The 24,762-nt window shown below is 70.4% G+C and carries 26 protein-coding genes; 18 read left to right on the forward strand and 8 right to left on the reverse strand.

The window, feature by feature from the left end:
- The first annotated feature begins 152 nt into the window (after nucleotides 1–152).
- Nucleotides 153–1,916 (forward strand): proteasome ATPase, encoded by a 1,764-nt coding sequence (arc, locus tag AC5L3X_RS17350; protein ID WP_189128386.1) that lies wholly within the window; start codon nucleotides 153–155, stop codon nucleotides 1,914–1,916.
- 120 nt (nucleotides 1,917–2,036) lie between these two features.
- Here the strand turns inward: arc and AC5L3X_RS17355 are convergent, their stop codons facing one another.
- Nucleotides 2,037–2,816 (reverse strand): serine hydrolase, encoded by a 780-nt coding sequence (locus AC5L3X_RS17355; protein ID WP_494857982.1) that lies wholly within the window; start codon nucleotides 2,814–2,816, stop codon nucleotides 2,037–2,039.
- Between the two features lie 115 nt (nucleotides 2,817–2,931).
- Here AC5L3X_RS17355 and AC5L3X_RS17360 point away from each other — a divergent pair, with 115 nt between their 5' ends.
- Nucleotides 2,932–4,050 carry an acyltransferase family protein gene (locus AC5L3X_RS17360; protein ID WP_189128388.1) on the forward strand — a complete coding sequence of 373 codons (1,119 nt, stop codon included), beginning with the start codon at nucleotides 2,932–2,934 and terminating at the stop codon, nucleotides 4,048–4,050.
- Nucleotides 4,051–4,250: 200 nt separating this feature from the next.
- On the forward strand, nucleotides 4,251–5,765 hold the full coding sequence (gene dop / locus AC5L3X_RS17365) for a depupylase/deamidase Dop (RefSeq protein WP_263648477.1): 1,515 nt from the start codon (nucleotides 4,251–4,253) through the stop codon (nucleotides 5,763–5,765).
- A 68-nt stretch (nucleotides 5,766–5,833) separates the two neighbouring features.
- Here dop and AC5L3X_RS17370 read toward each other — a convergent pair whose 3' ends face one another.
- On the reverse strand, nucleotides 5,834–6,238 hold the full coding sequence (locus AC5L3X_RS17370; RefSeq protein WP_189128389.1) for a hypothetical protein: 405 nt from the start codon (nucleotides 6,236–6,238) through the stop codon (nucleotides 5,834–5,836).
- Between the two features lie 148 nt (nucleotides 6,239–6,386).
- On the opposite strand from AC5L3X_RS17370, the gene AC5L3X_RS17375 reads away from it, so the two are divergent.
- Nucleotides 6,387–6,596 (forward strand): ubiquitin-like protein Pup, encoded by a 210-nt coding sequence (locus AC5L3X_RS17375; RefSeq protein WP_189128390.1) that lies wholly within the window; start codon nucleotides 6,387–6,389, stop codon nucleotides 6,594–6,596.
- Nucleotides 6,597–6,685: 89 nt separating this feature from the next.
- On the opposite strand, the gene AC5L3X_RS17380 is transcribed toward AC5L3X_RS17375, so the two are convergent.
- The 5 genes from AC5L3X_RS17380 to AC5L3X_RS17400 are packed head-to-tail and all read right to left on the reverse strand — an operon-like array spanning nucleotide 6,686 to nucleotide 11,884.
- On the reverse strand, nucleotides 6,686–7,744 hold the full coding sequence (locus tag AC5L3X_RS17380) for a DNA polymerase IV (protein WP_494857985.1): 1,059 nt from the start codon (nucleotides 7,742–7,744) through the stop codon (nucleotides 6,686–6,688).
- A gap of 16 nt (nucleotides 7,745–7,760) precedes the next feature.
- Nucleotides 7,761–8,807, reverse strand: a complete 1,047-nt coding sequence (locus AC5L3X_RS17385; RefSeq protein ID WP_494857987.1) for an ABC transporter ATP-binding protein — start codon at nucleotides 8,805–8,807, stop codon at nucleotides 7,761–7,763.
- On the reverse strand, nucleotides 8,804–9,622 hold the full coding sequence (locus AC5L3X_RS17390; protein WP_494857989.1) for a carbohydrate ABC transporter permease: 819 nt from the start codon (nucleotides 9,620–9,622) through the stop codon (nucleotides 8,804–8,806). Before AC5L3X_RS17390 ends, AC5L3X_RS17385 begins: the two co-directional genes overlap by 4 nt.
- Complete coding sequence (locus AC5L3X_RS17395) at nucleotides 9,619–10,530, reverse strand: carbohydrate ABC transporter permease (RefSeq protein WP_494857991.1); 912 nt, start codon at nucleotides 10,528–10,530, stop codon at nucleotides 9,619–9,621. The genes AC5L3X_RS17390 and AC5L3X_RS17395 overlap by 4 nt, the downstream gene beginning before the upstream one ends.
- The gene (locus tag AC5L3X_RS17400) at nucleotides 10,517–11,884 is read right to left on the reverse strand and encodes an extracellular solute-binding protein (RefSeq protein ID WP_494857993.1); all 1,368 of its coding nucleotides are present in this window, start codon (nucleotides 11,882–11,884) and stop codon (nucleotides 10,517–10,519) included. The genes AC5L3X_RS17395 and AC5L3X_RS17400 overlap by 14 nt, the downstream gene beginning before the upstream one ends.
- A 218-nt stretch (nucleotides 11,885–12,102) precedes the next feature.
- Between AC5L3X_RS17400 and prcB the strand changes: the two genes are divergently transcribed.
- The 8 genes from prcB (at nucleotide 12,103) to AC5L3X_RS17440 (ending at nucleotide 19,339) form a co-directional block, all read left to right on the forward strand.
- On the forward strand, nucleotides 12,103–12,951 hold the full coding sequence (prcB, locus tag AC5L3X_RS17405) for a proteasome subunit beta (protein WP_189128396.1): 849 nt from the start codon (nucleotides 12,103–12,105) through the stop codon (nucleotides 12,949–12,951).
- 20 nt (nucleotides 12,952–12,971) lie between these two features.
- A complete protein-coding gene (prcA, locus tag AC5L3X_RS17410) occupies nucleotides 12,972–13,811 on the forward strand; it encodes a proteasome subunit alpha (protein WP_494857995.1) in 840 nt (279 codons plus the stop codon).
- A gap of 220 nt (nucleotides 13,812–14,031) precedes the next feature.
- Nucleotides 14,032–14,550, forward strand: coding sequence for a hypothetical protein (locus AC5L3X_RS17415; RefSeq protein ID WP_225263691.1), 519 nt, complete (start codon nucleotides 14,032–14,034; stop codon nucleotides 14,548–14,550).
- 154 nt (nucleotides 14,551–14,704) lie between these two features.
- Nucleotides 14,705–16,063: a Pup--protein ligase gene (gene pafA, locus AC5L3X_RS17420; RefSeq protein ID WP_189128398.1), complete on the forward strand. Its 1,359-nt coding sequence runs from the start codon at nucleotides 14,705–14,707 to the stop codon at nucleotides 16,061–16,063.
- 74 nt (nucleotides 16,064–16,137) lie between these two features.
- Nucleotides 16,138–17,070 (forward strand): FKBP-type peptidyl-prolyl cis-trans isomerase, encoded by a 933-nt coding sequence (locus AC5L3X_RS17425; protein ID WP_189128399.1) that lies wholly within the window; start codon nucleotides 16,138–16,140, stop codon nucleotides 17,068–17,070.
- A 175-nt stretch (nucleotides 17,071–17,245) separates the two neighbouring features.
- Entirely contained in the window at nucleotides 17,246–18,142 is an 897-nt protein-coding gene (locus tag AC5L3X_RS17430) for an FKBP-type peptidyl-prolyl cis-trans isomerase (protein WP_494857998.1), read from the forward strand.
- A 39-nt stretch (nucleotides 18,143–18,181) separates the two neighbouring features.
- Nucleotides 18,182–18,826 carry a helix-turn-helix transcriptional regulator gene (locus AC5L3X_RS17435; RefSeq protein ID WP_494857999.1) on the forward strand — a complete coding sequence of 215 codons (645 nt, stop codon included), beginning with the start codon at nucleotides 18,182–18,184 and terminating at the stop codon, nucleotides 18,824–18,826.
- Between the two features lie 21 nt (nucleotides 18,827–18,847).
- Nucleotides 18,848–19,339, forward strand: a complete 492-nt coding sequence (locus AC5L3X_RS17440; protein ID WP_494858001.1) for a DUF3291 domain-containing protein — start codon at nucleotides 18,848–18,850, stop codon at nucleotides 19,337–19,339.
- On the opposite strand, the gene AC5L3X_RS17445 is transcribed toward AC5L3X_RS17440, so the two are convergent.
- A complete protein-coding gene (locus AC5L3X_RS17445) occupies nucleotides 19,285–20,367 on the reverse strand; it encodes a DUF3866 family protein (protein ID WP_494858002.1) in 1,083 nt (360 codons plus the stop codon). The two genes, AC5L3X_RS17440 and AC5L3X_RS17445, sit on opposite strands and share 55 nt — an antisense overlap.
- A gap of 37 nt (nucleotides 20,368–20,404) precedes the next feature.
- Here AC5L3X_RS17445 and AC5L3X_RS17450 point away from each other — a divergent pair, with 37 nt between their 5' ends.
- The 6 genes from AC5L3X_RS17450 (at nucleotide 20,405) to AC5L3X_RS17475 (ending at nucleotide 24,680) form a co-directional block, all read left to right on the forward strand.
- Nucleotides 20,405–21,352, forward strand: a complete 948-nt coding sequence (locus AC5L3X_RS17450) for a helix-turn-helix transcriptional regulator (RefSeq protein WP_189128402.1) — start codon at nucleotides 20,405–20,407, stop codon at nucleotides 21,350–21,352.
- A complete protein-coding gene (locus AC5L3X_RS17455; protein ID WP_494858004.1) occupies nucleotides 21,349–22,314 on the forward strand; it encodes a helix-turn-helix transcriptional regulator in 966 nt (321 codons plus the stop codon). Before AC5L3X_RS17450 ends, AC5L3X_RS17455 begins: the two co-directional genes overlap by 4 nt.
- A complete protein-coding gene (locus AC5L3X_RS17460) occupies nucleotides 22,311–22,478 on the forward strand; it encodes a hypothetical protein (protein ID WP_494858006.1) in 168 nt (55 codons plus the stop codon). Before AC5L3X_RS17455 ends, AC5L3X_RS17460 begins: the two co-directional genes overlap by 4 nt.
- 63 nt (nucleotides 22,479–22,541) lie before the next feature.
- Entirely contained in the window at nucleotides 22,542–22,889 is a 348-nt protein-coding gene (gene tatA / locus AC5L3X_RS17465; protein WP_189128405.1) for a Sec-independent protein translocase subunit TatA, read from the forward strand.
- A gap of 31 nt (nucleotides 22,890–22,920) precedes the next feature.
- Complete coding sequence (gene tatC, locus AC5L3X_RS17470; protein ID WP_494858008.1) at nucleotides 22,921–23,778, forward strand: twin-arginine translocase subunit TatC; 858 nt, start codon at nucleotides 22,921–22,923, stop codon at nucleotides 23,776–23,778.
- A gap of 17 nt (nucleotides 23,779–23,795) precedes the next feature.
- Nucleotides 23,796–24,680: a YegS/Rv2252/BmrU family lipid kinase gene (locus tag AC5L3X_RS17475; protein WP_494858010.1), complete on the forward strand. Its 885-nt coding sequence runs from the start codon at nucleotides 23,796–23,798 to the stop codon at nucleotides 24,678–24,680.
- Nucleotides 24,681–24,762: the final 82 nt, after the last annotated feature.

The following is a 24,762-nucleotide window of genomic DNA, read 5'->3' on the forward strand; positions in this document are numbered from 1 at the left end:
TTCATGTGCTGGCAGTATCAAACGCGCTATTAGGGATTAATCACCGAATACTGCATGCCACTCGACGAACACTGCCCGGCCAGGTTACGGAGGGGCCCGAGATAGGTAAGGTCCTTAGTAGTCGCCCTCGACTGGGAAGGAGGTGACGGGGCGTGGCAGCTCGCGATGATGCTGAGGCTCGAGCCGCGCAGCGCGAACGGGAGGTCGCTGATCTTTCAACACAGGTCTCCTTCCTCCAAGAGGAGATCACCGCGCTGAGGCGGAAGCTGGCCGAGTCACCCCGTCAGGCCAGAGTCCTCGAAGAGCGCCTTCATGAGGCACAGGCAAACCTCGCGGCCGTTACCGGCCAGAACGAACGCCTGGTGGCCACACTCAAGGAGGCCAGGGACCAGATCGTTGCTCTCAAGGAGGAGGTCGACCGGCTGGCGCAGCCGCCATCCGGGTTCGGCACCTTCCTCGAGGCCCGAGAAGACGGCACGATCGAGGTGTTCACCGGCGGTCGCAAGCTGCGGGTCAACGTCAGCCCGGCCGTCGACGTCGACTCGCTGCGGCGTGGCCAGGAGGTCATGCTCAACGAGGCCCTCAACGTGGTCGAAGCCCTCGGCTACGAAGAGATCGGCGAGATCGTGATGCTCAAGGAGTTGCTCGACGAGGGCCGGCGCGCCCTGGTCATCTCGCACGCCGACGAGGAGCGCGTCGTGCGGCTGGCCGAGTCGCTGGTCGGCCAGCCCATCAGGGCGGGTGACTCGCTCCTTCTGGAGCCCCGGTCGGGCTACGTCTACGAGCGCATTCCCAAGTCCGAAGTCGAAGAGCTCGTCCTCGAAGAGGTCCCCGACATCTCCTACGAGGAGATCGGCGGCCTGATGCGGCAGATCGAGCAGATCAGGGACGCCATCGAGCTGCCCTACCTGCACGCCGACCTGTTCCGCGAGCACAAGCTGCGTCCGCCCAAGGGCGTGCTGCTCTACGGCCCTCCCGGCTGTGGCAAGACGCTCATCGCCAAGGCCGTCGCCAACTCCCTGGCCAAGCAGGTCGCGGAGAAGACCGGCCAGTCCGGCAAGAGCTTCTTCCTCAACATCAAGGGCCCCGAGCTGCTCAACAAGTACGTCGGCGAGACCGAGCGGCACATCCGCCTGGTCTTCCAGCGGGCCCGCGAGAAGGCCTCCGAGGGCACCCCGGTGATCGTGTTCTTCGACGAGATGGACTCGATCTTCCGGACCCGTGGCTCGGGCGTGTCGTCCGACGTGGAGAACACCATCGTGCCCCAGCTGCTGTCGGAGATCGACGGTGTCGAGGGCCTGGAGAACGTCATCGTCATCGGCGCCTCCAACCGCGAGGACATGATCGACCCGGCGATCCTGCGGCCCGGCCGCCTGGACGTCAAGATCAAGATCGAGCGGCCGGACGCCGAGGCGGCCAAGGACATCTTCTCGAAGTACCTCATCCCGGATCTGCCGCTGCACCCGGACGACCTGTCCGAGCACAGCGACTCCCGCGAGGCCACCATCCACGGCATGATCCAGAGCGTCGTCGAGCGCATGTACACCGAGAGCGAGGAGAACCGCTTCCTCGAGGTGACCTACGCCAACGGCGACAAGGAAGTCCTCTACTTCAAGGACTTCAACTCCGGCGCGATGATCCAGAACATCGTCGACCGCGGCAAGAAGATGGCGATCAAGCAGTTCCTGGAGAGCGGCCAGAAGGGCCTGCGGGTGCAGCACCTGCTCACGGCCTGCGTGGACGAGTTCTCCGAGAACGAAGACCTGCCCAACACCACCAACCCCGACGACTGGGCCCGCATCTCCGGTAAGAAGGGCGAGCGGATCGTCTACATCCGCACCCTCGTCTCCGGCAAGCAGGGCGCCGAAGCCGGCCGTTCCATCGACACGGTGGCCAACACCGGCCAGTACCTGTAGGCACAGGCCGGTCACACGGCACAGAGGGGCCGCGCGGAACACCGCGCGGCCCCTTCCGCGTCCGCCGGACCACCGCCCGGCCCGGCCGCCCACCAGCGCGCCCGGGCCGCCCGGGCGGCGCTACGCGTTCGCCGCCCGCGGCAGGGCGCCGGGGACGGCCGCGATCAGCCTGCCCGCCCGCCGTACGGCGGGCACGAGGCCCGCGCCGGAGCCGGGCGGGCCGGCGGCGAGCACGGCGTAGGCGATCGTGCCCATGAGCCCCACGTCCGACCGGACACCGTCGTCGGTGCCGGTCTTGTTCGCGATCCACGACCCCTCCGGATCGTGCGCGACCAGCCCCGGCACGAGACCGTGATCGGTGTTGGCCAGCATCCAGCCGCGCAGCCGTGCCCGCCAGCCGCCCCCGGAGGCGATGCGCTCCGCCAGGCCCGACAGCTCCCCGGCGGTGCCCACGGCGAACGTCGGAGGGTGCCCGGGTCCGCGCGGCTCCCTGATCCGGTCCAGCAACCGGGTGCGCGCCAGGCCCAGCCCGGCCGCCGCCTCGTTCACCCGGTCGAGGCCCACCCGGCGCAGCAGCACGTTCGTCGCCGTGTTGTCGCTCACCGACGCCGTGAGCAGGGCCAGGTCGGCCACCGTCCACGTACGCGCCGCCAGGCCCGTCAGCAGCCCCGACCCGGCGCACAGGTCGTCCTCGCGCACCGCCAGCGGCTCCGCCGGGTCGAGCCGCCCGTCCTCCACGCCCATCGCCACCTCGGCCAGCAGCAGCAGCTTGCCCACGCTGGCCAGCGGGAGCTCCACATCCTCGTTCAACGCCGCGGCGAACCCGGGACGGCCCGGCACGCGTACGGCCACCGCCAGCGTGCCCGGACAGTCCGCGGCGATCCTCTCGAAATCGGTCACGGAGCACACGATTTCACGGACCGCTCACCGGCCCCCGAACCGCCTCCCACGCGGGAAAACAGGGAAAGCCGGGGCTGATGGAACCAAAGTGATCAATGTGATCGTCTAAGGGGGCGTGCATCAACCCAACCGGCCGAGGCATGCTCGCGGGGACGGCCGGCTGGCCGAACTCGACCTGCTGCGGTTCATCGCCGCGCTGGCCGTGCTCGCCTTCCACTACCTCGTCGCGTACGCCTCCGTGTGGGGCGACCGGCCCGCCGAGCTCTTTCCCGCCCTCGCCCCGTTCGCCGGGCTGGGCATCCTCGGCGTCGAGCTGTTCTTCGTCATCAGCGGCTTCGTCATCCTGATGAGCGCCTGGGGGCGCGGAGTCGGCGCGTTCGCCAGGTCCAGGCTGGTCAGGCTCTATCCGGCCTACTGGCTCAGCCTGCTGGCCGTCGCCGGTCTCTACGCGTTCACCGGCGCCAAGGCGCTCGACCCGAAGCTCTCGGCCGGCGAGTACCTGGTCAACGCCACGATGTTCCAGCGGCTGTTCGGCGTCACCGACGCGGCCGGCGTCTACTGGTCGCTCTGGGCCGAGCTCCGCTTCTACCTGCTCATGGCGATCCTGGTGATCATCGGCATCACCTTCGGCCGGGTGCTGGCCTTCTGCGGGATCTGGCTGGTGGCCGCGTTAGGCGCCGAGTTACTCGGCAACGATCTCGTCAACCAGATCGTGATGCCCCGCTACGCCCCCTACTTCGTCGCCGGCATGGCGCTCTACCTGATCCACAAGCACGGGAGCGCCTGGCTGCCCTGGTTGTACGTGGTCGCCGGCTGGGCCATGTCGCTGCACTCCGCGCTCGAACGCGTGCACGGCCGGATCAAGGTCGCCGGGTTCAAGAACATGCCGGTCAGCGACGTCAGCGTCATCATCACGATCACGGTCGTCTTCGCCGCGATGGCGCTCGTGGCGCTCGGGGTGCTCAGGCTCAGGCCGTCCAGGGTGCTCACCGCGCTCGGCGGCACGACCTACCCGTTGTACCTGTTCCACTCCGTGGTCGCGGTGGCTCTCGTCCCGCCGCTGGTGAGCCGGCTGGATCCGTGGCTGGTCGCCACGATCACCACGCTCGCCGCCGTGCTCCTGTCGTATCTGGTGTACGCCTTCGCCGAACGTCCCGTCCAGCGCCTGTTCAGACCCCGGGGGCGCGCGGCCCCGGCGCCCGTCGCGCCCAGGGAGCGGGTGCCGTCGGGCTGAGCGGCCGAAGGGACGCCGGGCCGTGGCACGGGAGCGAAACGCCCTGCCCCGCGCGTGGACGGCGGTCGCGGGAGGCCCGGCCGTACAGGTTCTGAAGGCGTCGGTGCCATAACTCTGTGACCCTGGGGCACTGTGAAGGGCATAGGCTCAGGCATATAAACGGCGGATAGAACTGACCCCAGACGAACAGAGGGTGTTGCATGACGGTGCGTCGGGTGATGGGCATCGAGACCGAGTACGGCATCTCCGTCCCCGGTCAGCCAGGCGCCAATGCGATGGTGACCTCCTCGCAGGTGGTGAACGCCTACCTGGCCGCCTCGGCGGCCCGCGCCCGCAGGGCGCGGTGGGACTTCGAGGAGGAGAACCCACTGCGCGACGCGCGGGGGTTCGACCTGGCCCGGGAGGTCGCCGATCCCACCCAGCTGACGGACGAGGACCTGGGCCTGGCCAACGTCATCCTGACCAACGGCGCCCGCCTCTACGTCGACCACGCCCATCCCGAATACTCCACGCCCGAGTGCACCAACCCGCGCGCGGCGGTCATCTGGGACAAGGCGGGCGAGCGGGTCATGTACGACGCCGCCCAGCGGGCCTCGGCCATCCCGTCCAACGCGCCGATCCAGCTGTACAAGAACAACACCGACGCCAAGGGCGCCTCCTACGGCTGCCACGAGAACTACCTGATGCGGCGCGCCACCCCGTTCGCCGACATCGTGCGCCACCTGACCCCGTTCTTCGTCTCCCGTCAGGTCGTCGTCGGCGCCGGCAAGGTCGGCATCGGCCAGGACTCCCGCGGCGAGGGCTTCCAGATCAGCCAGCGGGCCGACTTCTTCGAGGTCGAGGTGGGCCTGGAGACGACGCTCAAGCGGCCGATCATCAACACCCGCGACGAGCCGCACGCCGATCCCGAGAAGTACCGTCGCCTGCACGTGATCATCGGCGACGCCAACATGTCGGAGATCTCCACCTATCTGAAGCTCGGCACGACCGCGCTCGTCCTGGCCATGATCGAGGACGGGTTCCTGACCCGTGACCTCGCCGTGGAGAATCCCGTCCAGGCGCTGCGCGCGGTCTCTCACGACCCGGCGTGCCGCTACGAGATCCCGATGCGCGACGGCCGCAAGCTGACCGCGATCCAACTGCAGATGGAATACCTGGAGCAGGCCCGCAAATACGTCGAGGAGCGGGGCATCGCCCAGGAGGAGATGAACAAGGACGTCCTTGACCGCTGGGAGTCCGTCCTCACCCGCCTGGCCGAGGACCCCATGCAGCTGTCCCGCGAGCTCGACTGGGTCGCCAAGCTCGAGCTCCTCGAGGGCTACCGCACGCGCGACGACCTGCCCTGGTCGCATCCCCGGCTGCAGCTCGTCGACCTGCAATACTCCGACATCCGGCCCGACCGGGGTCTCTACAACCGCCTGGTGGCCCGTGGCCGCATGCAGCGTCTGGTCACCGAGGACGAGGTTCAGCGGGCGGTCGAGAGCCCTCCGAACGACACCCGCGCCTACTTCCGCGGCCGCTGCCTGCGGCAGTACAGCGAGTCGGTCGCCGCGGCCTCCTGGGACTCCGTCATCTTCGACATCCCCGGCCGCGAGTCGCTGCAGCGGGTGCCCACCTTGGAGCCGCTGCGCGGCACCAAGGCCCATGTCGGGGAGCTGTTCGACCGCTGCCGCACCGCCGCCGACCTCGTCGCGGCGCTGACCGGCGGCGACTGACACACCGCGCAACCCGGTCCCGGCGCACTCCACCAAGGAATCTACATCGTAAAGGCGCCGGGGCCGGATCAGATCAGTCCGATGCCCAGGGTCAGCGTGCCCGCGGCCAGGCATGCCCCGCCCAGCGTCGTCAGCCAGATCAGCCGGTTCGGCCGGGTGTCCGTCGGCCGGACCACCGACAGGAAGAACCCGAGCGGCATCAGGATCGGCGCGGCCACGATCAGCAGCCGCACCATGTCCTTCAGGCCGGCGGACAGGTCGGCCTGGTCGACGTACACCATCGCGACCAGGGCGAACAGAACCAGCACACCCGCGTGGGCATGACCCGCGCGCCACAGGCCGCGGCGCACCGGGTTGTCCAGGTAGCCGGGCGTGTTGCGCATGAGGAACGAGAGCAGTGAGACGCCGCCGAAGGCGACCGTCGGCACTGTGATGAGCAGCACACCTGCCGTGCTGAGGGATGAAGGGGACATCGCGGACCTCCGATGGGAACGTGGACCCAGTATTGGATAGGACTGCTATCTAGTCAACCCGGCAAGATCGCCGGGCGATCGACGCGCATTGTGGTCCGGTTCGGGGAAGATATGGGGGAGAGGGAGTCCCCCACCATGGAGGTAGGACATGGCCAGCAAGGACACCGGCGGGCAGAAGCAGACCGGCCGGCGCGAGTCCGAGGTCGAGGAGACCGAGGCCTCGGCGGCACCCGATGTGCAGGAGCGCCAGGAGAAGCTCACCGACGACGTGGACGCGATCCTGGACGAGATCGACGAGGTTCTCGAAGAGAACGCTGAGGAGTTCGTGCGCTCGTACGTGCAGAAGGGCGGAGAGTAACCGGCAGGCGCGAGAGAGCCTACGGGGAGACCTCGTTCGAGGACTGCGAGGGCGCCGAGGGCGTCCGATGAGGAGGCGCGCTCGGCGTTCTACGGGAGGGCCGTGCGGCTCTGATCCGGCATCGCGTAGTCGACCGCCACGCCGAGCAGGCGGACGGGGCGATCGAGATCGAAGCGGCCGAGCACGGCCAGCGCGGCGCGGGTCAGCTCCGCCGCGTCGGTGGTCGGCACGGGGAGTGTGGACTGCCGGGTACGCGTGAGGAAGGGCGCGAACCGTACCTTGACCGCGACCCTGACGATCACCCGGTTCCCGGCGGCGGCGTCGGCGGCGACCCGCCCGGCCAGTGCCGCGACGTGGGAGGCGATCTCCGTGCCGTCGGTGAGGTCCGCGGCGAAGGTGGTCTCGCGGCTGTGGCCGCGCGGCACCCACGGGGTGGTGACGATCTCCGCCTCGCCCTTGCCCAGCGCGAGCCAGTGATACCAGGGTCCATTGGTGGGGCCGAAGTGACGCGCGAGCTCGGCGGGGTCGGCGGCGGCCAGCTCGGCGACCGTGCGCAGGCCGAGACCGGCGAGCCTCCTGGAGATTTTCGCCCCGATGCCCCAGAGGGCGTCGGTGGGGCGCCGGTACATGACCTCAGCCCAGTTCTCGCCCGTGAGCCGGAAGACTCCGGCCGGTTTGGCCAACCCGGACGCCAGCTTGGCCTGATGTTTGTTGTCGCCGATGCCCACCGAGCACGACAGCCCGGTCTCGGCGAGCACCGCCCGCCGGATGGCGGCGGCGAGTGCCTCGGGGTCGTCGGTGCGGGCGCCGACGAACGCCTCGTCCCATCCCCAGACCTCTACCTCCGCCGGGAACGCGCGCAACGTGGCCATGACGCGCTCCGAGGCCGCCTCGTAGGCGGGCGGGTCGGTGGGCAGGAAGACGGCGTCGGGGCACAGCCTGAGCGCCGTCCGCAACGGCATCCCGGAGCGCACCCCGTGGGCACGGGCCTCGTAGGTGGCGGTGGCGGCCACGGTGCGCGGCCGCGTGGGATCACCCGAGCCGCCCACGACGACGGGCCTGCCACGCAGCTCGGGACGGCGCAGGAGCTCGACCGCGGCGATGAACTGGTCGAGGTCCACGTGCAGGATCCAGTCCCTGGTGGACATGACGTCCAGTATGCCGTCAGGGGGCCAGCAGCTCTCCGTCGCGGTAGACCAGGGCGCGGCGCGGGACGGCCCAGGCGTGATCCCCGAGCCGCGGCTCGTCGCCCTCGTCGACCACGGCCTGGATGAAGGTGCCGGCCTCTTCGAGGGTGACCAGGGTGCTCGTGCCGAGGTTCTCCAGGACCGAGACGGTGCCGGGGAAGGCGTCGGGGCGTTCGGCGGGGGACAGGTCCATGTACTCGGGGCGCACGCCGTACACGAGGTCGTCGCCGTCGTTGAGGCCGGCCGGGGCCGACAGGACGGCGCCGGCCGCGTACAGCGAGCCGCCCGCGGCCCTGGCCGGCAGCAGGTTCATCGGCGTGGAGCCGATGAAGGAGGCGACGAACGTGGTGGCGGGGCGCTGGAAGACCTCGGCGGGCGTGCCGACCTGGATCATCCGTCCCCGCGACATGACGGCGATGCGGTCGGCGAGCGCGAGGGCCTCGGCCTGGTCGTGGGTGACGAAGACGGTGGTGACGGCGAGCTCACGCTGCAGGCGTTTGAGGAACGTACGCGCCTCGAGGCGCAGGCGGGCGTCGAGGTTGGACAGCGGCTCGTCGAACAGGAAGGCGGTGGGGTGGCAGGCGATGGCGCGGGCGAGGGCGACGCGCTGCTGCTGGCCGCCGGAGAGCTGGGCCGGGCGGCGGCGCAGGAGCTCCGACAGGCTGAGCCGCCGGGCGACGTCGGCGGCCTTGGCGAGGCGCTCGGCCCGGGGCACCTTGCGGATGCGCAGGGGGTAGGCGATGTTCTCGGTGACGTCCATGTGAGGGAAGAGCGCGTAGTCCTGGAAGACCATGGCGACGTTCCTGCGGCCGGGCGGCAGGGACGTGACGTCCCTCTGGTTGATGGAGATGGTTCCGGAGCCGGCGGTCTCCAGGCCCGCGATGGTCCGCAGCAGCGTCGTCTTGCCGCAGCCCGACGGGCCGAGCAGGGCGAAGAACTCGCCGTCTCCGATCGTGAGGTCGATGCCGTCGAGGGCGCGCACGCCGCCGGGGAACACCTTGGTCAGGCCGTGCAGGGAGATCACCGCTTGATCCCTCCGTGGAAGCGGAAACCGTATCGCTGCGAGACGAACAGGTACATGGCCACCACCGGCAGCGAGTAGAGCAGCGAGAAGGTGGAGATGAGGTCGAGCTTGGGCGCGCCGCCCTCGGTGTAGAGGGTGTAGAGGATGACCGAGCCGGGCGCCTTGTCCGGGTCGCGCAACAGGATGAACTGGAACAGGAACCCGCCCCACACGCTGGCCAGCGCCCACACGGCGATGGTGGCCAGGCCCGGCCGCACCAGCGGCACCACGATGTGCCGCAGGATCTGCAGCGAGGAGGCGCCGAAGACCCGGGCCGACTCCTCGTACGAGGTCGGCGTCTCGTCCATGAAGTCCTTCAGAATGAAGATCGCCGCGGGCAGCAGGCCGCCGGAGACGACGAGGATGACGCCGAGATGGGTGTCGATCAGGTCGAGCCGGGTGGCCAGCTCGAAGATGGGCACCATGGCCGCGGTGCCGGTGACCACCGATGACAGCAGCAGGAGCAGGTAGAGCAGCACGTCGCGGCCGGGCACCCGGACCCGCGAGAGCGCGTAGGCGGCCAGCGCGGCCAGCACGACGACCAGCGCCGCCGCGCCGCCGCCCTGGATGAGCGAGTTGCGGATCGAGCCCAGCGCGTACGGGTTGTCGAGGATGACGGCGAAGTTGTTCAGCGTGAACTCGGGGACGGACGTGGTGATCGCGGGGCTGTCGTCGAACGGCGCGCTGGCCAGCCAGAGCATCGGCAGCGCGAAGAAGGCGAGCACGACCGCGAGGAACACGGTGGACACCAGCCGTCCGACGGTGTGCCTGATCATGCCGGGGGACCTCCCGTCAGCGCGGCCTCCCGCCTGCGCCGGTCCCGCAGCAACCGCAGGTAGACCAGGGCGAAGGCCAGGTTGATCAGCAGGATGAGGAAGGAGACGGCGGCGCCCGCCCCGAGCTCCCCGCCCCGCAGCGCCACGTTGTAGACGTAGATCGGCAGGATCTCCGAGCGTCCCTCCGGCCCGCCGCCGGTCAGCACGAACGGGGTGAAGTCGTTGAACGTCCACAGGCTGATGAGCAGCAGGTTGGTCAGGACGTGCCGTCTGATGAGCGGCAGGACGACGTCACGGAGCTGCTGGAAGACGCTCGCCCCGGCCAGCCGGGCGGTCTCGAGGTGGGAGGGCGGCACGTTCTCCAGGGCGGCCGAGTAGAGCATCATCGAGAAGGCGGTGCCGCGCCAGACGTTGAAGACGATGATCGACAGCAGCGGGTGGTCGAGCAGCCAGGCGAACCCCGGGGTGTTCAGAAGCGCGTTGAGGGTGCCGTCGTCGCGGTCGAGCAGCGCGAACCAGAGAAACCCGACGACGGTGCTGGGCAGGATCCACGACAGCAGCACGACGCCCTCGACGAGCCGCCGCAGCCGGCCCGTGCGCGTCCGCAGCACCCAGGCCAGCGCGAACCCGAGCCCGGCCTGGCCGAGGACGGCCGAGCCGCCGACGTAGCCGACGGTCAGCCAGAGCGAGCCGAGAAACCGCGGGTCCCGCAGCGCGTCGGTGTAGTTGTCCAGGCCGACGACCCGCGGGTTCGCGGCTGCCAGGCCGGTCAGCCGGTAGTCGGTGAGCCCGAGGTAGATCGTCCAGAGCGCGGGGAAGACGAGGAAGACACCGATCAGGACGAGCGCGGGCAGGACGAATCCGACCGCCCTGCCCCTGCCCAGTCCCGCGGCGTCAACCGCTGACATTGGCCGCGCCACCGACCAGTCCCTCCAGCTTGGTCCGGTAGGCGGCGGCGGCCTCCTCGGCGCTCTTGCCGCTGACCACGTCGGCGGTCGCCTCCTGCAGGATGACGGAGACCTGCGGGTAGACGGCGACGCCCGGCCGGTAGGCGGTGACGGGCAGCACCTCGTCGGCGACGAACTTCAGCATCGGGTCGCCGGTGAGCACCTCGTCGTTGACGTCGCTGCGGGAGCTGATCCGCGCCTGCCCGGCCAGCTGCGCCTTGGTGGCGGCCGCCCCGTGGATGAAGGCGAGCAGCTCCCAGGCCTGCTTCGGGTTCTTGGAGAACGGGTTGAGCACGCGTACGGCGCCGCCCGACATGCTGACGTGGTCCTGGCCCCGGATGCCGGCACCAGGCCGGATGGCGGGGATCTTGGCGTAGCCGACGGCGGTGTCGCGGTCCTTCATGGCGGCGACCCCGGCCTCGGGCTCGACCACGGACCGCCAGAAGTAGTCGCTCTCGGCCAGGATGGCGATCCTGCCCGCGGCGAACTGGGCGAACGACTTGTCGCGGCCCTTGGCCTCCTGCTGCAACCTGGGGTCGCCCAGCCCGCTGCCGCCGTAGATCTGCCGGTAGAAGCCGAGCACGTCCTTCATGGCCTGGGAGGCGCCCGTCCACCTCCCGTCGCTGTAGATCTCGGCGCCCGCGCCGGCCAGCAGCGGCAGCACGCCCTGCATGGTCGTCGCCTCGCCCATGGCGGTGCCGGCGTTGATCTGGATGGGCGTGGGGACACCGGCGGCCTTGAGCCTGGTCCCGGCGTCGATGATCTCCTGCCAGCTCGCGGGCCGCCACGGGTCTGGCAGGCCGGCCTTCTTGAACAGCGTCCGGTTGTAGAACAGCACGCGGCCGTCGGTGCCCTGCGGCAGCCCGTACTTCTTGCCGTCGAAGATGCCGAGCCCCTGCACGGCCTGCGGGATCTGCGACCAGCCCTCCCACGCGTCGACGGCGTCGCCGCCGACCTCGGCGAGCGGCTTGATGTAGCCGGCCTGGGCGAACTCACCCACCCAGATGCCGTCCACGTCGATGACGTCGGCGCCGGTCCTCGACTTGAGGTCGAGCGCGATCTTCGTCTTGTACTGCTCGTCGTCCACGCCGCTCGGCTGGAACAGCACCTTGACGCCCGGGTGGGTCTTCTCGAACTCCGGGATCACCCACTGCTTGATCCAGTCGGCGGAGTCGGAGTTCTTGCCGCCCGAGATCGAGTTGGCGGCGATGGTGAGGGTGACGCTCTCCCCTCCGGACGGTGTTCCGGTGCCGCAGGAGCTGAGCGCCAGGATGGTCAGTGCCGCGATCACCGCAGGTCGGCTGGGGAGTCGCATGTCGGCCTCCTGTTCAGGACGTGCAGACATACCGACAATCGCACGCACCCCGGCGGCCGTAAAGAAACGATCTGAACACGGACTGGGGGCGCAGCCCGGTGTCGCATGGGGGCGGAGCCCTCCCGAGGGGTTCGCCGTGAGCTGATCGTGGGAAGTGCAGACAGCGACGCAACATGAGTAGGGTCGCCCTAGGAACACTGACCTTTGGAGGGAGTCGCGTGGCATCGCACAGGGATCTGCCTGTCGGCTTGGTGAACCAGCTTTTCCACAACACCGGAAGTTCGTCGTTCACCGAGTTCGTCGGCTCATATGCGCCCGAGTTGCTGCCGCAGCGGGACAAAATTCTCGCCACACCGATCGGCGACCAGGTTCCCCACGCGACCACGATCGTCGCCGCCACGTTCGCGGGCGGGGTGGTGATGGCGGGCGACCGGCGGGCGACGTCAGGCAACATCATCTCGCAGCGTGACGTCGAGAAGGTGTTCCGCACCGACGACTACTCCTGCATGGGCATCGCGGGCACGGCCAGCACCGGCATCGAGATGGCCCGCCTCTACCGGGTGGAGCTGGAGCATTACGAGAAGCTCGAAGGCCGGACCATGTCGGTCAACGGCAAGGCCAACCGGCTGGCCACGATGATTCGCGGCAACCTGGCCATGGCGATGCAGGGGCTGGTGGTGGTGCCGCTGTTCGCCGCCTACGACGCCGACCGCGACGAGGGCCGGATCTTCAGCTACGACGTGGCCGGCGGGCCCTACGAGCGAGAGCGGTTCGACGCGATCGGCTCGGGCTCGATCTTCGCGCGGGGTTCGCTGAAGAAGCTCTACCGTGATGGCGCCTCCGCCGACGACATGGCGATGACGCTGATCCAGGCGCTGTACGACGCGGCCGACGACGACTCGGCGACCGGTGGCCCCGACGTCACCCGCAAGATCTGGCCGATCGTGTCCGTCATCGACGCCGACGGTTTCCGCCGGCTGACCGAGGAGCAGGTGTCCGGCTACGTCGAGCAGATGCTCGAAGCCCGCCTGATCTCGCCTGACGGCCCCATCGCCCCGCTGCGCTAGAAAGGACCATCACGGTGTCCATGCCTTTCGGATATGCGTCCCCTGAGCAGATCATGCGGGACAAGGCGGACTACGCGCGCAAGGGCATAGCGCGGGGCCGCTCCGTCGTCGTGCTGCAGTACGCCGACGGCATCCTGTTCGTCGCGCCCAACCCGTCCCGGGCGCTGCACAAGATCAGCGAGATCTACGACCGCATCGGCTTCGCCGCGGTCGGCCGCTACAACGAGTTCGAGGAGCTGCGGCTCGGCGGCATCCGCTACGCCGACATCAACGGCTACACCTACGACCGCTCCGACGTGACCGGCCGCGGTCTGGCCAACCTCTACGCCTCCAATCTGGGCCGCATCTTCACCGAGTCGATCAAGTCGCTGGAGGTGGAGGTGGTCGTGGCCGAGGTGGGCGACACCCCCGACGGTGACGCCATCTACCGGCTGACCTTCGACGGCTCGGTCTTCGACGAGCACGGCTTCGCCGCGATGGGCGGCCAGGCCGAGGCGGTGTCGACGCGGGTCAAGGAGCGCTACCGCGAGGCGATGCCGCTGGCCGAGGCGCTGGAGACGGCGGTGGTGGCACTGACCGAGCCGGGCGGCGAGCGGCCGCCGGTCGGGCAGCTCGAGGTGGCGGTGCTCGACCGCAACCGTGAGCACCGCAAGTTCCTCCGGATCACCGGTGCGCGCCTCGAACGCCTGCTCGCCCAGACGACCGGGCCCGTCGAGCCGGCCGAGCCGGAGTCCGGTTCCGGTTCCGGCGATGCGACCACCGGCCCCGAGAGCGGGTCCGGCGACGCGCCCCAAGCCCCGCCGACCGGGCCGCCGACCGGCCCCGACGGCGACGTGGACGACGGGTCCTCCCCGCTGTAGGGCTCGGCGTCCGCCCGTGGTGCCAGGCGGGGGCGACGCCCCCGCCTTCCGCGTTCCGGTGTTCGTGTGGGAAAGCCCGGTGCGTGGTGTTCCGGTCTCGCGCGGGAGCGACCCGATACGCGGTGTTCCGGTGGTCGGTCGGCTGGGCGTCGGTGTGACGCGGCTCACCCTTTTCGCGGCGAACCGGGGGAGATGATCCGACATCGTATGGTCCGTGAAGATGATGACGCGCTCCCTCCTCGCCGGCGCCACCGCCGCGGCCGTCCTGCTGACCTCCACCGTGGCCGCCGAGGCCGCCACCGGGATTCCCAGGTACAAGGCGCCCAAGATCTTCGGCACCACCTTCCAGGCGGACCCGAAGCACGACTTCACCAAGCGCATCCACTCCCGCCACGACGGCATCCTGCGCGGCCGGATCACCGGCGTGTACGGCGGCTCCGCCGAGTACGAGCCGATCAAGTGGAAGAAGGACACCCACACCGAGGGCTACTTCGTCGGCCCGCCCGAGGGTGACGTGCGGGCCTACTCCTCGCCCGTCGCCAAGAACGTCGTCTACCTGTCGGCCTTCGGCTGTGGCCGGTCCATGAGCGGCATGACGGTCAGCCGGGCCACCGGGCTCGGAAACAAGCGCTGCTCCCGCGCCGTCCTGCTCAAGCGGGTCAGGAACGAGGGCCGTCCGTCCCTCATCACCGTCCACAAGAGCAAGATCGTCCGTGTTCAGGAGATCTACACCCCGTAGCCGTACGGGCCGCGTCGGGGGCTCGCCTCGCGAGGGCGTGCGGAAGCCGCGAGGCGAGGTCGCGGGGCCGTGACGGGAGGCCGGATCTCGCGCGGCGGTAAAACACCCCGCAAGATCTCTCCCGCGCGCCCATCCGTGGGCATAGTGTGAGGTGATGGATCGTCGCATCTTCGGGCTGGAGAACGAGTACGGCGTGACCTGCACGTTCAGGGGGCAGCGCAGGCTGTCTCCCGACGAGGTCGCGCGCTACCTGTTCCGGCGAGTGGTGTCCTGGGGCCGATCGAGCAACGTCTTCCTCCGCAACGGCGCACGTCTCTACCTCGACGTGGGCAGCCATCCTGAATACGCAACACCCGAGTGTGACAACGTCATCGAGCTCGTCACACACGACAAGGCCGGCGAGCGCATCCTCGAAGGACTCCTCGTCGACGCCGAGAAGCGACTGCGCGAAGAAGGCATCGCCGGCGACATCTACCTGTTCAAGAACAACACCGACTCCGCCGGCAACTCCTACGGCTGCCACGAGAACTACCTGGTCGGGCGGCACGGCGAGTTCGGCCGGCTGGCCGACGTGCTGATCCCGTTCCTGGTCACGCGGCAGATCATCTGCGGCGCCGGCAAGGTGCTGCAGACTCCCCGCGGCGCCGTCTACTGCGTGTCCCAGCGGGCCGAGCACATCTGGGAGGGCGTGTCCAGCGCCACCACGCGCAGCAGGCCGATCATCAACACCCGCGACGAGCCGCACGCCGACGCCGAGCGGTTCCGCCGCCTGCACGTCATCGTCGGCGACTCCAACATGAGCGAGACGACCATGCTGCTCAAGGTCGGCGCCACCGACCTGGTGCTGCGCATGATCGAGGCGGGCACGGTGATGCGCGACCTGTCGCTCGAGAACCCGATCCGGGCGATCCGCGAGGTCTCCCACGACATGACCGGCCGCAGGCGGGTCCGGCTGGCCAACGGGCGCGAGGCGTCCAGCCTGGAGATCCAGCAGGAATACCTGTCCAAGGCCAAGGACTTCGTCGACCGCCGCGGTGGCGACGCGATCGCCCGGCGGGTGCTGGAGCTGTGGGAGCGCACCCTCACCGCGGTCGAGACCGGCAACCTCGACCTGGTCTCGCGCGAGATCGACTGGGTGACCAAATACCAGCTGATCGAGCGCTACCGCAAGAAGTACGACCTGCCGTTGTCCTCGCCCCGGGTGGCGCAGCTCGACCTCGCCTACCACGACGTGCACCGCAAGCGCGGCCTGTTCTATCTGCTGCAGAAGCGCGGCTCGGTGGAGCGGGTGGCCTCCGACCTGAAGATCTTCGAGGCCAAGTCCGTGCCGCCGCAGACCACCAGGGCGCGGCTGCGGGGCGAGTTCATCCGCAAGGCGCAGGAGAAGCGGCGCGACTTCACCGTCGACTGGGTGCACCTCAAGCTCAACGACCAGGCGCAGCGCACGGTGCTCTGCAAGGACCCGTTCCGCAGCGTCGACGAGCGGGTGGACAAGCTGATCGCGGGCATGTAGGAGGCGGTTTACCTCGGCAATACCTGGATGTCAGATACAGTGACGCGAATCTGACGTCTTTCCGAGGGAAATCCATGCGCCGCGCATTGGCCGTTCTGGCCGCCGTGCCTCTGATCTTGTTCGCCGCCGCGTGCGGCGAGTCCGACTCCGGCGCCACCGGGGGCGGCAACGCGTCGGCCGGGGTGAAGGTCACCGGCAACGTGGGCGCCAAGCCCACGGTGACCTTCCCCACCGGCAGTCCCGCCAGCAAGTCGTCTTACGAGGTGGTGTCCGAGGGCACCGGTCCGGCGGTCAAGAGCGGCGACAAGGTGATCGTCAACCTCACGGTCTACAACTGGGACGGCAAGGCCAACGCCTTCCAGGGCTCCTCCTACGACACCAAGACGCCCGAGACGATCGGCGTCGACCAGCAGCTGCCGGAGGTGCTGCAGGAGGGCTTCACCAAGGTCAAGCACGGCGGCCGGCTGCTGGCCGTGATGGCCGCGGACCCGGCCGCCCAGCAGACGCAGCAGCAGACGGAGGCCACGCCGACCAAGGTGTTCGTGCTCGACGTCGTCGGCGCGCCGCCCGCGGCGCTGAAGGCGGCCACCGGCAAGGAGACCGGCGAGACCCTCAAGGGCGTCAAGGTCGTCAACCCGGGCGGCGACAAGGCCCCCACCCTGACCACCAAGACCAAGGACAAGCCCGGCAAGAAGCTCGTCGTGAAGACGCTGATCGAGGGCACCGGCGCCAAGGTGACGGCGGCCAACACGCTCACCGTCCACTACACGGGCAAGATCTGGGGCACCGACAAGGAGTTCGACTCCAGCTGGGGCAAGAGCGAGCCCGCCTCGTTCCCGCTCGGCAACGTCATCCAGGGCTGGCAGCAGGGCCTGGCCGGTGTGCCGGTCGGCAGCCGGGTCGTGATGAGCATCCCGCCGGACCTCGGCTACGGCGCCCAGGAGCAGCAGGGCATTCCGGCCAACAGCACGCTGGTCTTCGTCGTGGACATCCTCGCGGCGTACTGACGAGCGGGCCTACTGACGAGCGGGCGTACGGTCGAGCAGGCTTACGGTCGAGCGGGCCCGCTGACGGGCCCGCGTACGGTCGGGCAGGCTTACTGACGGACGGTCTGATACCGCGGTAGCATCGTGCGGCCCGGCGGCACCACGCCGCCGGGCCGCCGCGTCGTGGGAGGCGCCGATGCTCCGCAGGGTCGTGCCACTGCTGCTGTCGCTGGTGGTGCTGGCCGCCTGCACCGGCGAGGAGGCGGCCGATCCCGGCCTCAAGGTGGGCGGCGCGTTCGGCGTCAGGCCCACGGTCGTCTTCCCCGAGGGCAGGCCGTCGGCCGGTCTGCGGATCGACCAGCTCGCCGCGGGCAGGGGCGAGCCGCTGCGCTCGGGCGACCTGGCGATCGCGCACTACACCGCGCACGTCTGGGACGGGCGCGAGAACCGGCTCGTCGATTCCAGCTTCACCCGCGGCGCCCCCGTGGCCTTTCCGGTGGGGCGGCTGCTGCCCGGCCTGGACAAGGCCCTGCTGGGGCGCCGGGTGGGCAGCAGGGTGATCGCCACCATCCCGCCCGGTGAGGGCTTCGGCGCCAACCCGCCGCAGGGCATCGCCCCCGGCGACGACCTGGTCTACGTGATCGACATTCTCGGCGCGCACCCCGAGGGGGCCTCGGTCAAGGCGCGCGGCGGGTCGCTGGCGGGCGTGCGGGCCGGTGGCGGGACCCGCCCCCGGCTCTCGGTGCCCAAGTCGGCGCCGCCCGCCCGGTTCGCCGCGAAGGTCCTGTCCAAGGGCAAGGGGCCGCGCGCCCGGACGGGGCAGCTGCTGGTCCTGCAGTACCAGGGGGCCGTGTGGGAGCGGCGCCGGGTGTTCGACTCCACCTGGAGCACGGGCCTGCCCAAGGCGTTCACGATCGGCGACGGCAGCGTGATCAAGGGGTGGGACCGCGCGCTCGCCGGTGTCCGCGTCGGCAGCCGGGTGCTGATGGTCGTCCCGCCGGCCCAGGGCTACGGTCCGTCCGGGCAGCCGGCCTTCGGCATCGGGCCGGACGACACGCTCGTCTTCCTGGTCGACGTGCTGGCCGCGTACTGATCGGCCGTTGCGCGCGGGCGTACGTCCTAGACTCCGGCTGTGAGCGAAGACCACCTCGACGCGCTGGCCCTGCTGCACGATCCCGTACGACGCAGCCTGTACGACGTCGTGGCGGCCAGCGGCGGCGAGGTGGGCCGGGGGGAGGCGGCCGAGTCGGCCGGGATCTCGCGGACCCTCGCCGGACACCACCTCGACAAGCTGGTGGAGGCGGGCCTGCTGGAGAGCGGCCTGCGCCCTCAGGAGCGCAGGGGGCCGGGCAGCGGGCGGCCCGCGAAGGTCTACCGCAGGGCCGGCGGCGAGCGGTCGGTGAGCCTGCCGCCGCGCGACTACCAGACGCTGGCCTCGGTGCTGGCCGGCGTGGTCGAGTTGCTCGGCGCCGACGAGGAGGCCGAGCGGGCGGCGCGCCGGGCGGGACGGCGGCTGGCGGGGCCACGCGGCGACGAGCCCGTGGAGGCCGTGCTGCGCGAGCGCGGCTACGAGCCGTACGCCGAGGGTGACCGGCTGCGGATGCGCAACTGCCCCTTCCACGCGCTGTCGCGCGAGCAGCCGGTGCTGGTCTGCTCGATGAACCTGGCGCTGTGCCAGGGCCTGCTGGAGGGGCTCGGCGACGATCCGGAGCGTGCGCGGCTCGATCCGCGGCCGGGGGAGTGCTGCGTCTCCTTTTCTAAAACAAACGAAGATTGACATAGAAGCGGCGGAGGTGATGTGCTGGGCGTCATGCATCTCGCCCAGCTCAACGTCGCCCACCTGCGCGCGCCGATCGACGCCCCCGAGCTCGCCGCCTTCGTCGAGCTCCTCGAACCCGTCAACACGCTCGCCGACACCTCGCCCGGCTTCGTGTGGCGGATGAAGGAGAGCGAGGACGACCCCACGGCCACCCTCACGCACGCCTACGGCGACCACCTGCTGGTCAACCTCTCGGTGTGGGAGTCGCTGGAGTCGCTGTGGGACTATGCCTACCGCAGCGCCCACCTGGGCGTGCTGCGCCGCCGCAGGGAGTGGTTCCTGCGGACGGCGGAGCCGTACCTGGTGATGTGGTGGATCCCGGAGGGCCGGCTGCCGACGGTCGCCGAGGGCATGCGGCGCCTCGAACGCCTCAGGGACGAGGGGCCGAGCCCAGAAGCGTTCACCTTCAAGGACTCCTACGACAGCAGCGAGGCCGCGTCCCGGCCCGCCGCGGCCGACGCCAGGAAGTAGGCCAGGTCCTCCTCCAGCCCCCGGCCCATCGTCGACAGCCGCACCGGCGAGGCCCGCAGCGCCTCGTGCAGCCCGTCGATCGGCACCGGCACCAGCTCGTGCCGGACGGCCAGCAGCTCGGCCTGGTCCCTGACCCGCTCGCCGAACTCACCGGGCAGCAGCGGCACCGGCACCCGGGCGGGTGACAGGGCGACCCGGCCGTAGGCGGTCAGCGAGTGGTGGGACACCCCGAGATGCCGCTCGCGCAGGTCGCCCTCGCTGACCCGCAGCGCCGCCACCGGCCGGCCGAGCAGCACGGCCGCGGCGTTGACCGCCTCACCCGCCGAGACGCCCGAGAACCCCCACCGGGTGCCGGTGCCCAGGTTGCCCGGGCCCTGGGCGACGATCGCGACGTCCGCCTCCAGGACGTGCCTGGCGGCCAGCAGCCCCGTGTGGGTGGTGACGGCCTCGACGTCGCCGCCGAACGCCTGCCCGACCGTGACCACCCCGGCCAGCCAGCCGACCTCGCGCAACCGGGCGCACGCCATCGAGAACCACGCGGGCAGCGCCCCGCCGTCCAGCATCACGTACGCGACCCGCGCGTCCTGCGCCGAGTCGTACAGGCCGCACAGGATCGGCGGCAGCGCCGAGTGCAGGTCGGCCACCACCACCGGCATGCCGTCCACGGAGTCGGCCTCGCGCAGCGCCTCGTGGAAGGGGGAGTCCTGCTCGTCGGCGCCGAGCACGGTGGCCTGCAGCGGGGTGTAGCGTGCCTTCACCAGGTGCCCCGGGCCGTCGGGATCTTCCGGCAAACGGTTCGGCACGGCCACCACCATGGCGTAACCTCCCGTACCGAGACCCATCGCGAGTGCCGTCGTGTTGAGCAGCACCTCGTCGCCGGGTTCCGGGCGGCCCACCAGCGGGGGATAGGCTAGCGCCCGGCACGATCCAGGGGGCCCCGTGCCCTCGGAGACGGCGACCTCCAGTTCCATCGCTCCCGGCCACTCGCGCCGGATCCGTACGACCTCGCCCTTGCGCCATCTGATCACGGGGGCAGGGTAGCGTTCATGAAGGAGGAGTGAGCGGATGTCGCGCCGTAAGACCGAGCGGTTGCTGAACCTCGTGATCTGCCTGCTCGCGACCAGGCGCCCGCTGTCGGCCGAGCAGATCCGCCACGCCGTCCCCGGCTACGACCGCGAGGGCGACGAGGCGTTCCAGCGCATGTTCGAGCGTGACAAGAACGAGCTGCGCGAGATCGGCATCCCCATCGACGTGGTGCGCGACCCGTGGGAGGACGAACCCGGCTACCGCATCGAGCGCGCCTCCTACGAGCTGCCGGAGATCACCCTCGAACCCGACGAGGCGGCCGTGCTCGGCCTGGCCGCCCAGGTGTGGCAGCGGGCCAGCCTCGCCGAGGCCGCCTCCGGCGCGCTGCTCAAGCTGCGCGCGGGCGGCGTGGCCACCGACGACCCGGCCGGCGGCGCGCTGGAGCTCCGGGTCGACACCCGCGACCCGGCCTTCCCGGCCCTGTGGAACGCCGTCCGCGACCGGCGGGCGGTGCGCTTCGACTACCGCGGCGCCGGCAGCGAGAGCGTACGCGGCCGCACGGTCGAGCCCTGGGGCGTGGTCAGCCGGCGCGGCCGCTGGTACCTCGCCGGCTTCGACCGCGACCGCGCCGCGCCCCGCGCCTTCCGGCTCAGCCGCATCACCGGGCAGGTCACGACCGTGGGCCGGCCGGGAGCCGTCGAGGTGCCGGCCGGGGTCGACCTGCGCGACATGGTGGGCTTCCCCGACGAGGCGATGGAGGAGCGCGTGGCCGTGATCCGGGTCCGCCAGGGCACCTGTGAGGGGCTGCGCCAGCTGGCCAGGGCCGTCTATCCGGGCACCGACGGCTGGGACGAGGCCGAGCTGACCTTCGCCGACCCCGAGCGGCTGGCCGGATGGATGGCCAGCCTGGGCTCCGACGTCGAGGTGGCCGGGCCGCCCGACGCCCGCGAGGCCGTCATCCGGCGACTGAAAGGGGCACTGGCGTGAGCGGATCCGCCGACCGGCTGCCGAGACTGCTGGCGCTCGTCCCCTACCTGATGTCGCATCCGGGCGCGCAGGTCGGCGAGGTGGCCGAGGTGTTCGGGCTGAGCGAGAAGCAGCTCATCGACGACCTGCAGCTGGTGTGGATGTGCGGGCTGCCGGGGCACACGCCCGGCGACCTGATCGACGTGTCCTGGGACGGCGGCGAGATCCTCATCGACAACGCCGACACCATCGCCAGGCCGCTGCGGCTCGGCATCGACGAGGCCAGCGCGCTGCTGGTGGCGCTGCGCATGCTGGCCGCGATGCCCGAGCTGGCCGAGGTGCCGGGCGACGCGTTGCCCCGGGTGGTGGCCAAGCTGGAGCGGGCCGCCGGCGAGGGCGCCGCCGCCGTGAGCAGCCAGGTCGCCGTCGACGTCGACGCCGCCCCCGACGCGCTGCCCCGGGTCCGTGAGGGGCTCACCAGGCGGCGCAGGCTGTCGCTGCGCTACTACGTGCCCGGCCGCGACGAGGTGACGCCGCGTGAGGTCGACCCGATGCGGGTGGTGATCGTCGACGGCCGCACCTACCTGGAGGGCTGGTGCTACCGGGCCGAGGCCATGCGGTTGTTCCGGCTCGACCGGATGCTCGGCGTGGAGGTGCTCGACGTGCCCGCCGACCCGCCCGCCGAGGCCGAGCCGATCGACGTCGCCCAGGGCGTCTTCCGGCCGTCGCCCACCGACGAGCTGGTCGAGCTGGAGGTGACCGCCGCCGGGCGCTGGGTGGCCGAGTACTACCCGTGCGAGAAGGTCACCGAGCTGGGCGAGGGGCGGCTGCGGGTGGCGCTGCGCGCCCGTGACGAGGACTGGATCCTCAAGCTGGCGCTGCGGCTGGGCGACACCGGGCGGGTGGTGGCGCCGCCCGCCATGGCCGAGCGGGTGCGCGAGGAGGCCGAGCGGGCCCTGACGCTGTACTCTCAGCGGTCATGACCTGGATCTTCCTGGCCACCGGGCTCGGCGTCGCCGGCGTGGCCGTGCTGGCCGTCTCGGGTGCGCGGGTCATCACCGCGGCACGTAGTCTGAACAGGGAAGTCGCCGCGGCCCACGCCCAGATGGAGCCGAGGCGAGTCAGATTGAGGCCGCCTGAGGGATGAGACTTATCGTCCGGCGGCGTACGATCGTGGCTGAAAACGCACTTAGCTTGGTGAGGATGTCACATGGGGCAACTCGGAGTTCCCGAACTTCTGATCATCGCAGTCGTGCTCATCATGCTCTTCGGCGCCAAGAAGCTGCCGGAGATGGCGCGAGGGGTGGGCAGGTCGCTGCGCATCTTCAAGTCGGAGACGGCGAAGCTGCGCGACGACGACGAGGACGGCCAGACCACGGTTCAGGCGCAGGCCCAGACGCAGCCACAGGCGCAGCCGGTCACGCCGCAGCAGATTCCCGCCGCTCCTCCGGTGGCGGCCCCCGCGCTCTCGGCCGAGGAGCAGGCACGCCAGCTTGAGGAGCAGGCGGCCAGGCTTCGCGCGTCCGCCGCCGCGGGCAAGGCCGACAAGCAAGTCTGACCCGATCCCTCCTCGTCACCTGGACTGCTGAATGGCGCTGCTCAGACGGTCGAGCCGCAAGGTCCCGCCCCCGGCCGTGGACGCCGAGGGGCGCATGCCGCTGATGGAGCACCTGCGCGAGTTGCGCAACCGGCTGCTCATCGCGGTCCTCGCGGTCGGTGTGGGCATCATCATCGGCTGGATCCTGTTCGATCCGGTGTGGGAGTTCCTCAAGGCCCCCTACTGTGAGACGGTCCAGTCCCGCCAGCTCAACGGGCGATGCAGCCTCACCTACGGCGGCATCTTCCAGTCCTTCTTCATCACCCTCAAGGTCTCGGCGATGGTCGGCCTCATCGTGGCCTCGCCCGTCTGGCTCTACCAGATCTGGGCGTTCGTCACGCCGGCCCTCTACCGCAACGAGAAGCGCTACTCCATGGGCTTCCTCGCCCTGGCGATCCCGCTCTTCCTCCTCGGCGCGGTCCTGGCCTACGTCATCATCGACACCAGCCTGTCCTTCCTGCTGAGCTTCTCGCTCGAGGACACGGTCGCCACCATCCAGATCGACGACTACCTCGACTACATCCTGATCATGTTGCTGATCTTCGGGGTGTCGTTCGAGCTACCGCTCCTGCTGGTGTTCCTCAACATCATCGGGGTGCTGCCGCACGCCACGGTCAAGAAGCACCGCCGGATGGTCATCTTCCTGATGTTCGTGTTCGGCGCGGTCATCACGCCCGGCGGCGAGCCCATCGCGATGATGGCGCTGGCCCTGCCGATGATCCTCCTGTTCGCGGCGGCCGAGCTGTTCATGTTCCTGCGCGAGAAGCGCCGGCCCGCCGGTGAGGACTTCTCGCACCTGGACGACGACGAGGCCTCGCCGCTGGAAGAGGATTCCGATCGCGCCACTTAGACGATAAGTTCCGGGGCGTGCCCCCTCAACTCGCCCTGCTCGTCAATCCGGCCGCACGCGGCGGCCGGGCGCTGCGCCTGCTCGAACCCGTGGTCCGCCGGCTGCGCGCGGGCGGAGCCGACGTGTCGGTGATCGCCGGCCGCGACGCCACGGACGCCCTCGAACGAGCCTGCACCGCCGTGGCCGAACGCCCCGACGCCCTGGTCGCCTTCGGCGGCGACGGCCTGGTGCACCTGGCCGTCCAGGCCGTGGCGGGCACCGACGTGCCGCTCGGGATCATCCCGGCCGGGACGGGCAACGACATCGCCGCCGCCCTGGGCCTGCCGCGCGGGGACGCGATGGCCGCCGCGCGCACCGTGCTGCGGATGAAGTCGCGGCTGATCGACGCCGTCCGGGTCCGGGCCGGCGACGCCGACGAGCTGTACGCCGGGGTGATGTGTTGCGGGTTCGACTCGCGGGTCAACGAGCGGGCCAACCGGCTCACCTGGCCGCCCGGCATGGCCCGCTACCTGGTGGCCATGGCCGAGGAGCTGCGCCGGTTCCGGCCCATCCCGTTCCGGATCACGCTCGACGGTGAGACGGTCGAGCGGGAGGCCATGCTGGTCGCGGTGGGCAACACCCGCTCCTACGGCGCGGGCATGCGGGTGTGCCCCGACGCGCTGCCCGACGACGGGCTGCTCGACGTGATGGTGCTGGGAGCGGTCGGCAAGGGCGAGTTCCTGCGGGTCTTCCCCAGCGTCTACCGGGGGACCCATGTGGCCCACCCCGCCGTGTCGATCAGGCGGGCCAGGAGTGTCCGGCTGGAGGCGTACGACGTGGTGGCCTACGCCGACGGCGAACGCGTGGGGCCGGTGCCCGTCACCTGCGACGTGCGGCCGGGAGCGCTCCGCGTCATCGCCTGAGGTCTACAGCGCGCCGCGTCATCGCTTGAGATCTACCTTGTAAAGGCGTCAGCCGGGCAGGACGGACCGGAAAGACGATTTC

The organism is Nonomuraea sp. CX421, from assembly GCF_059358955.1.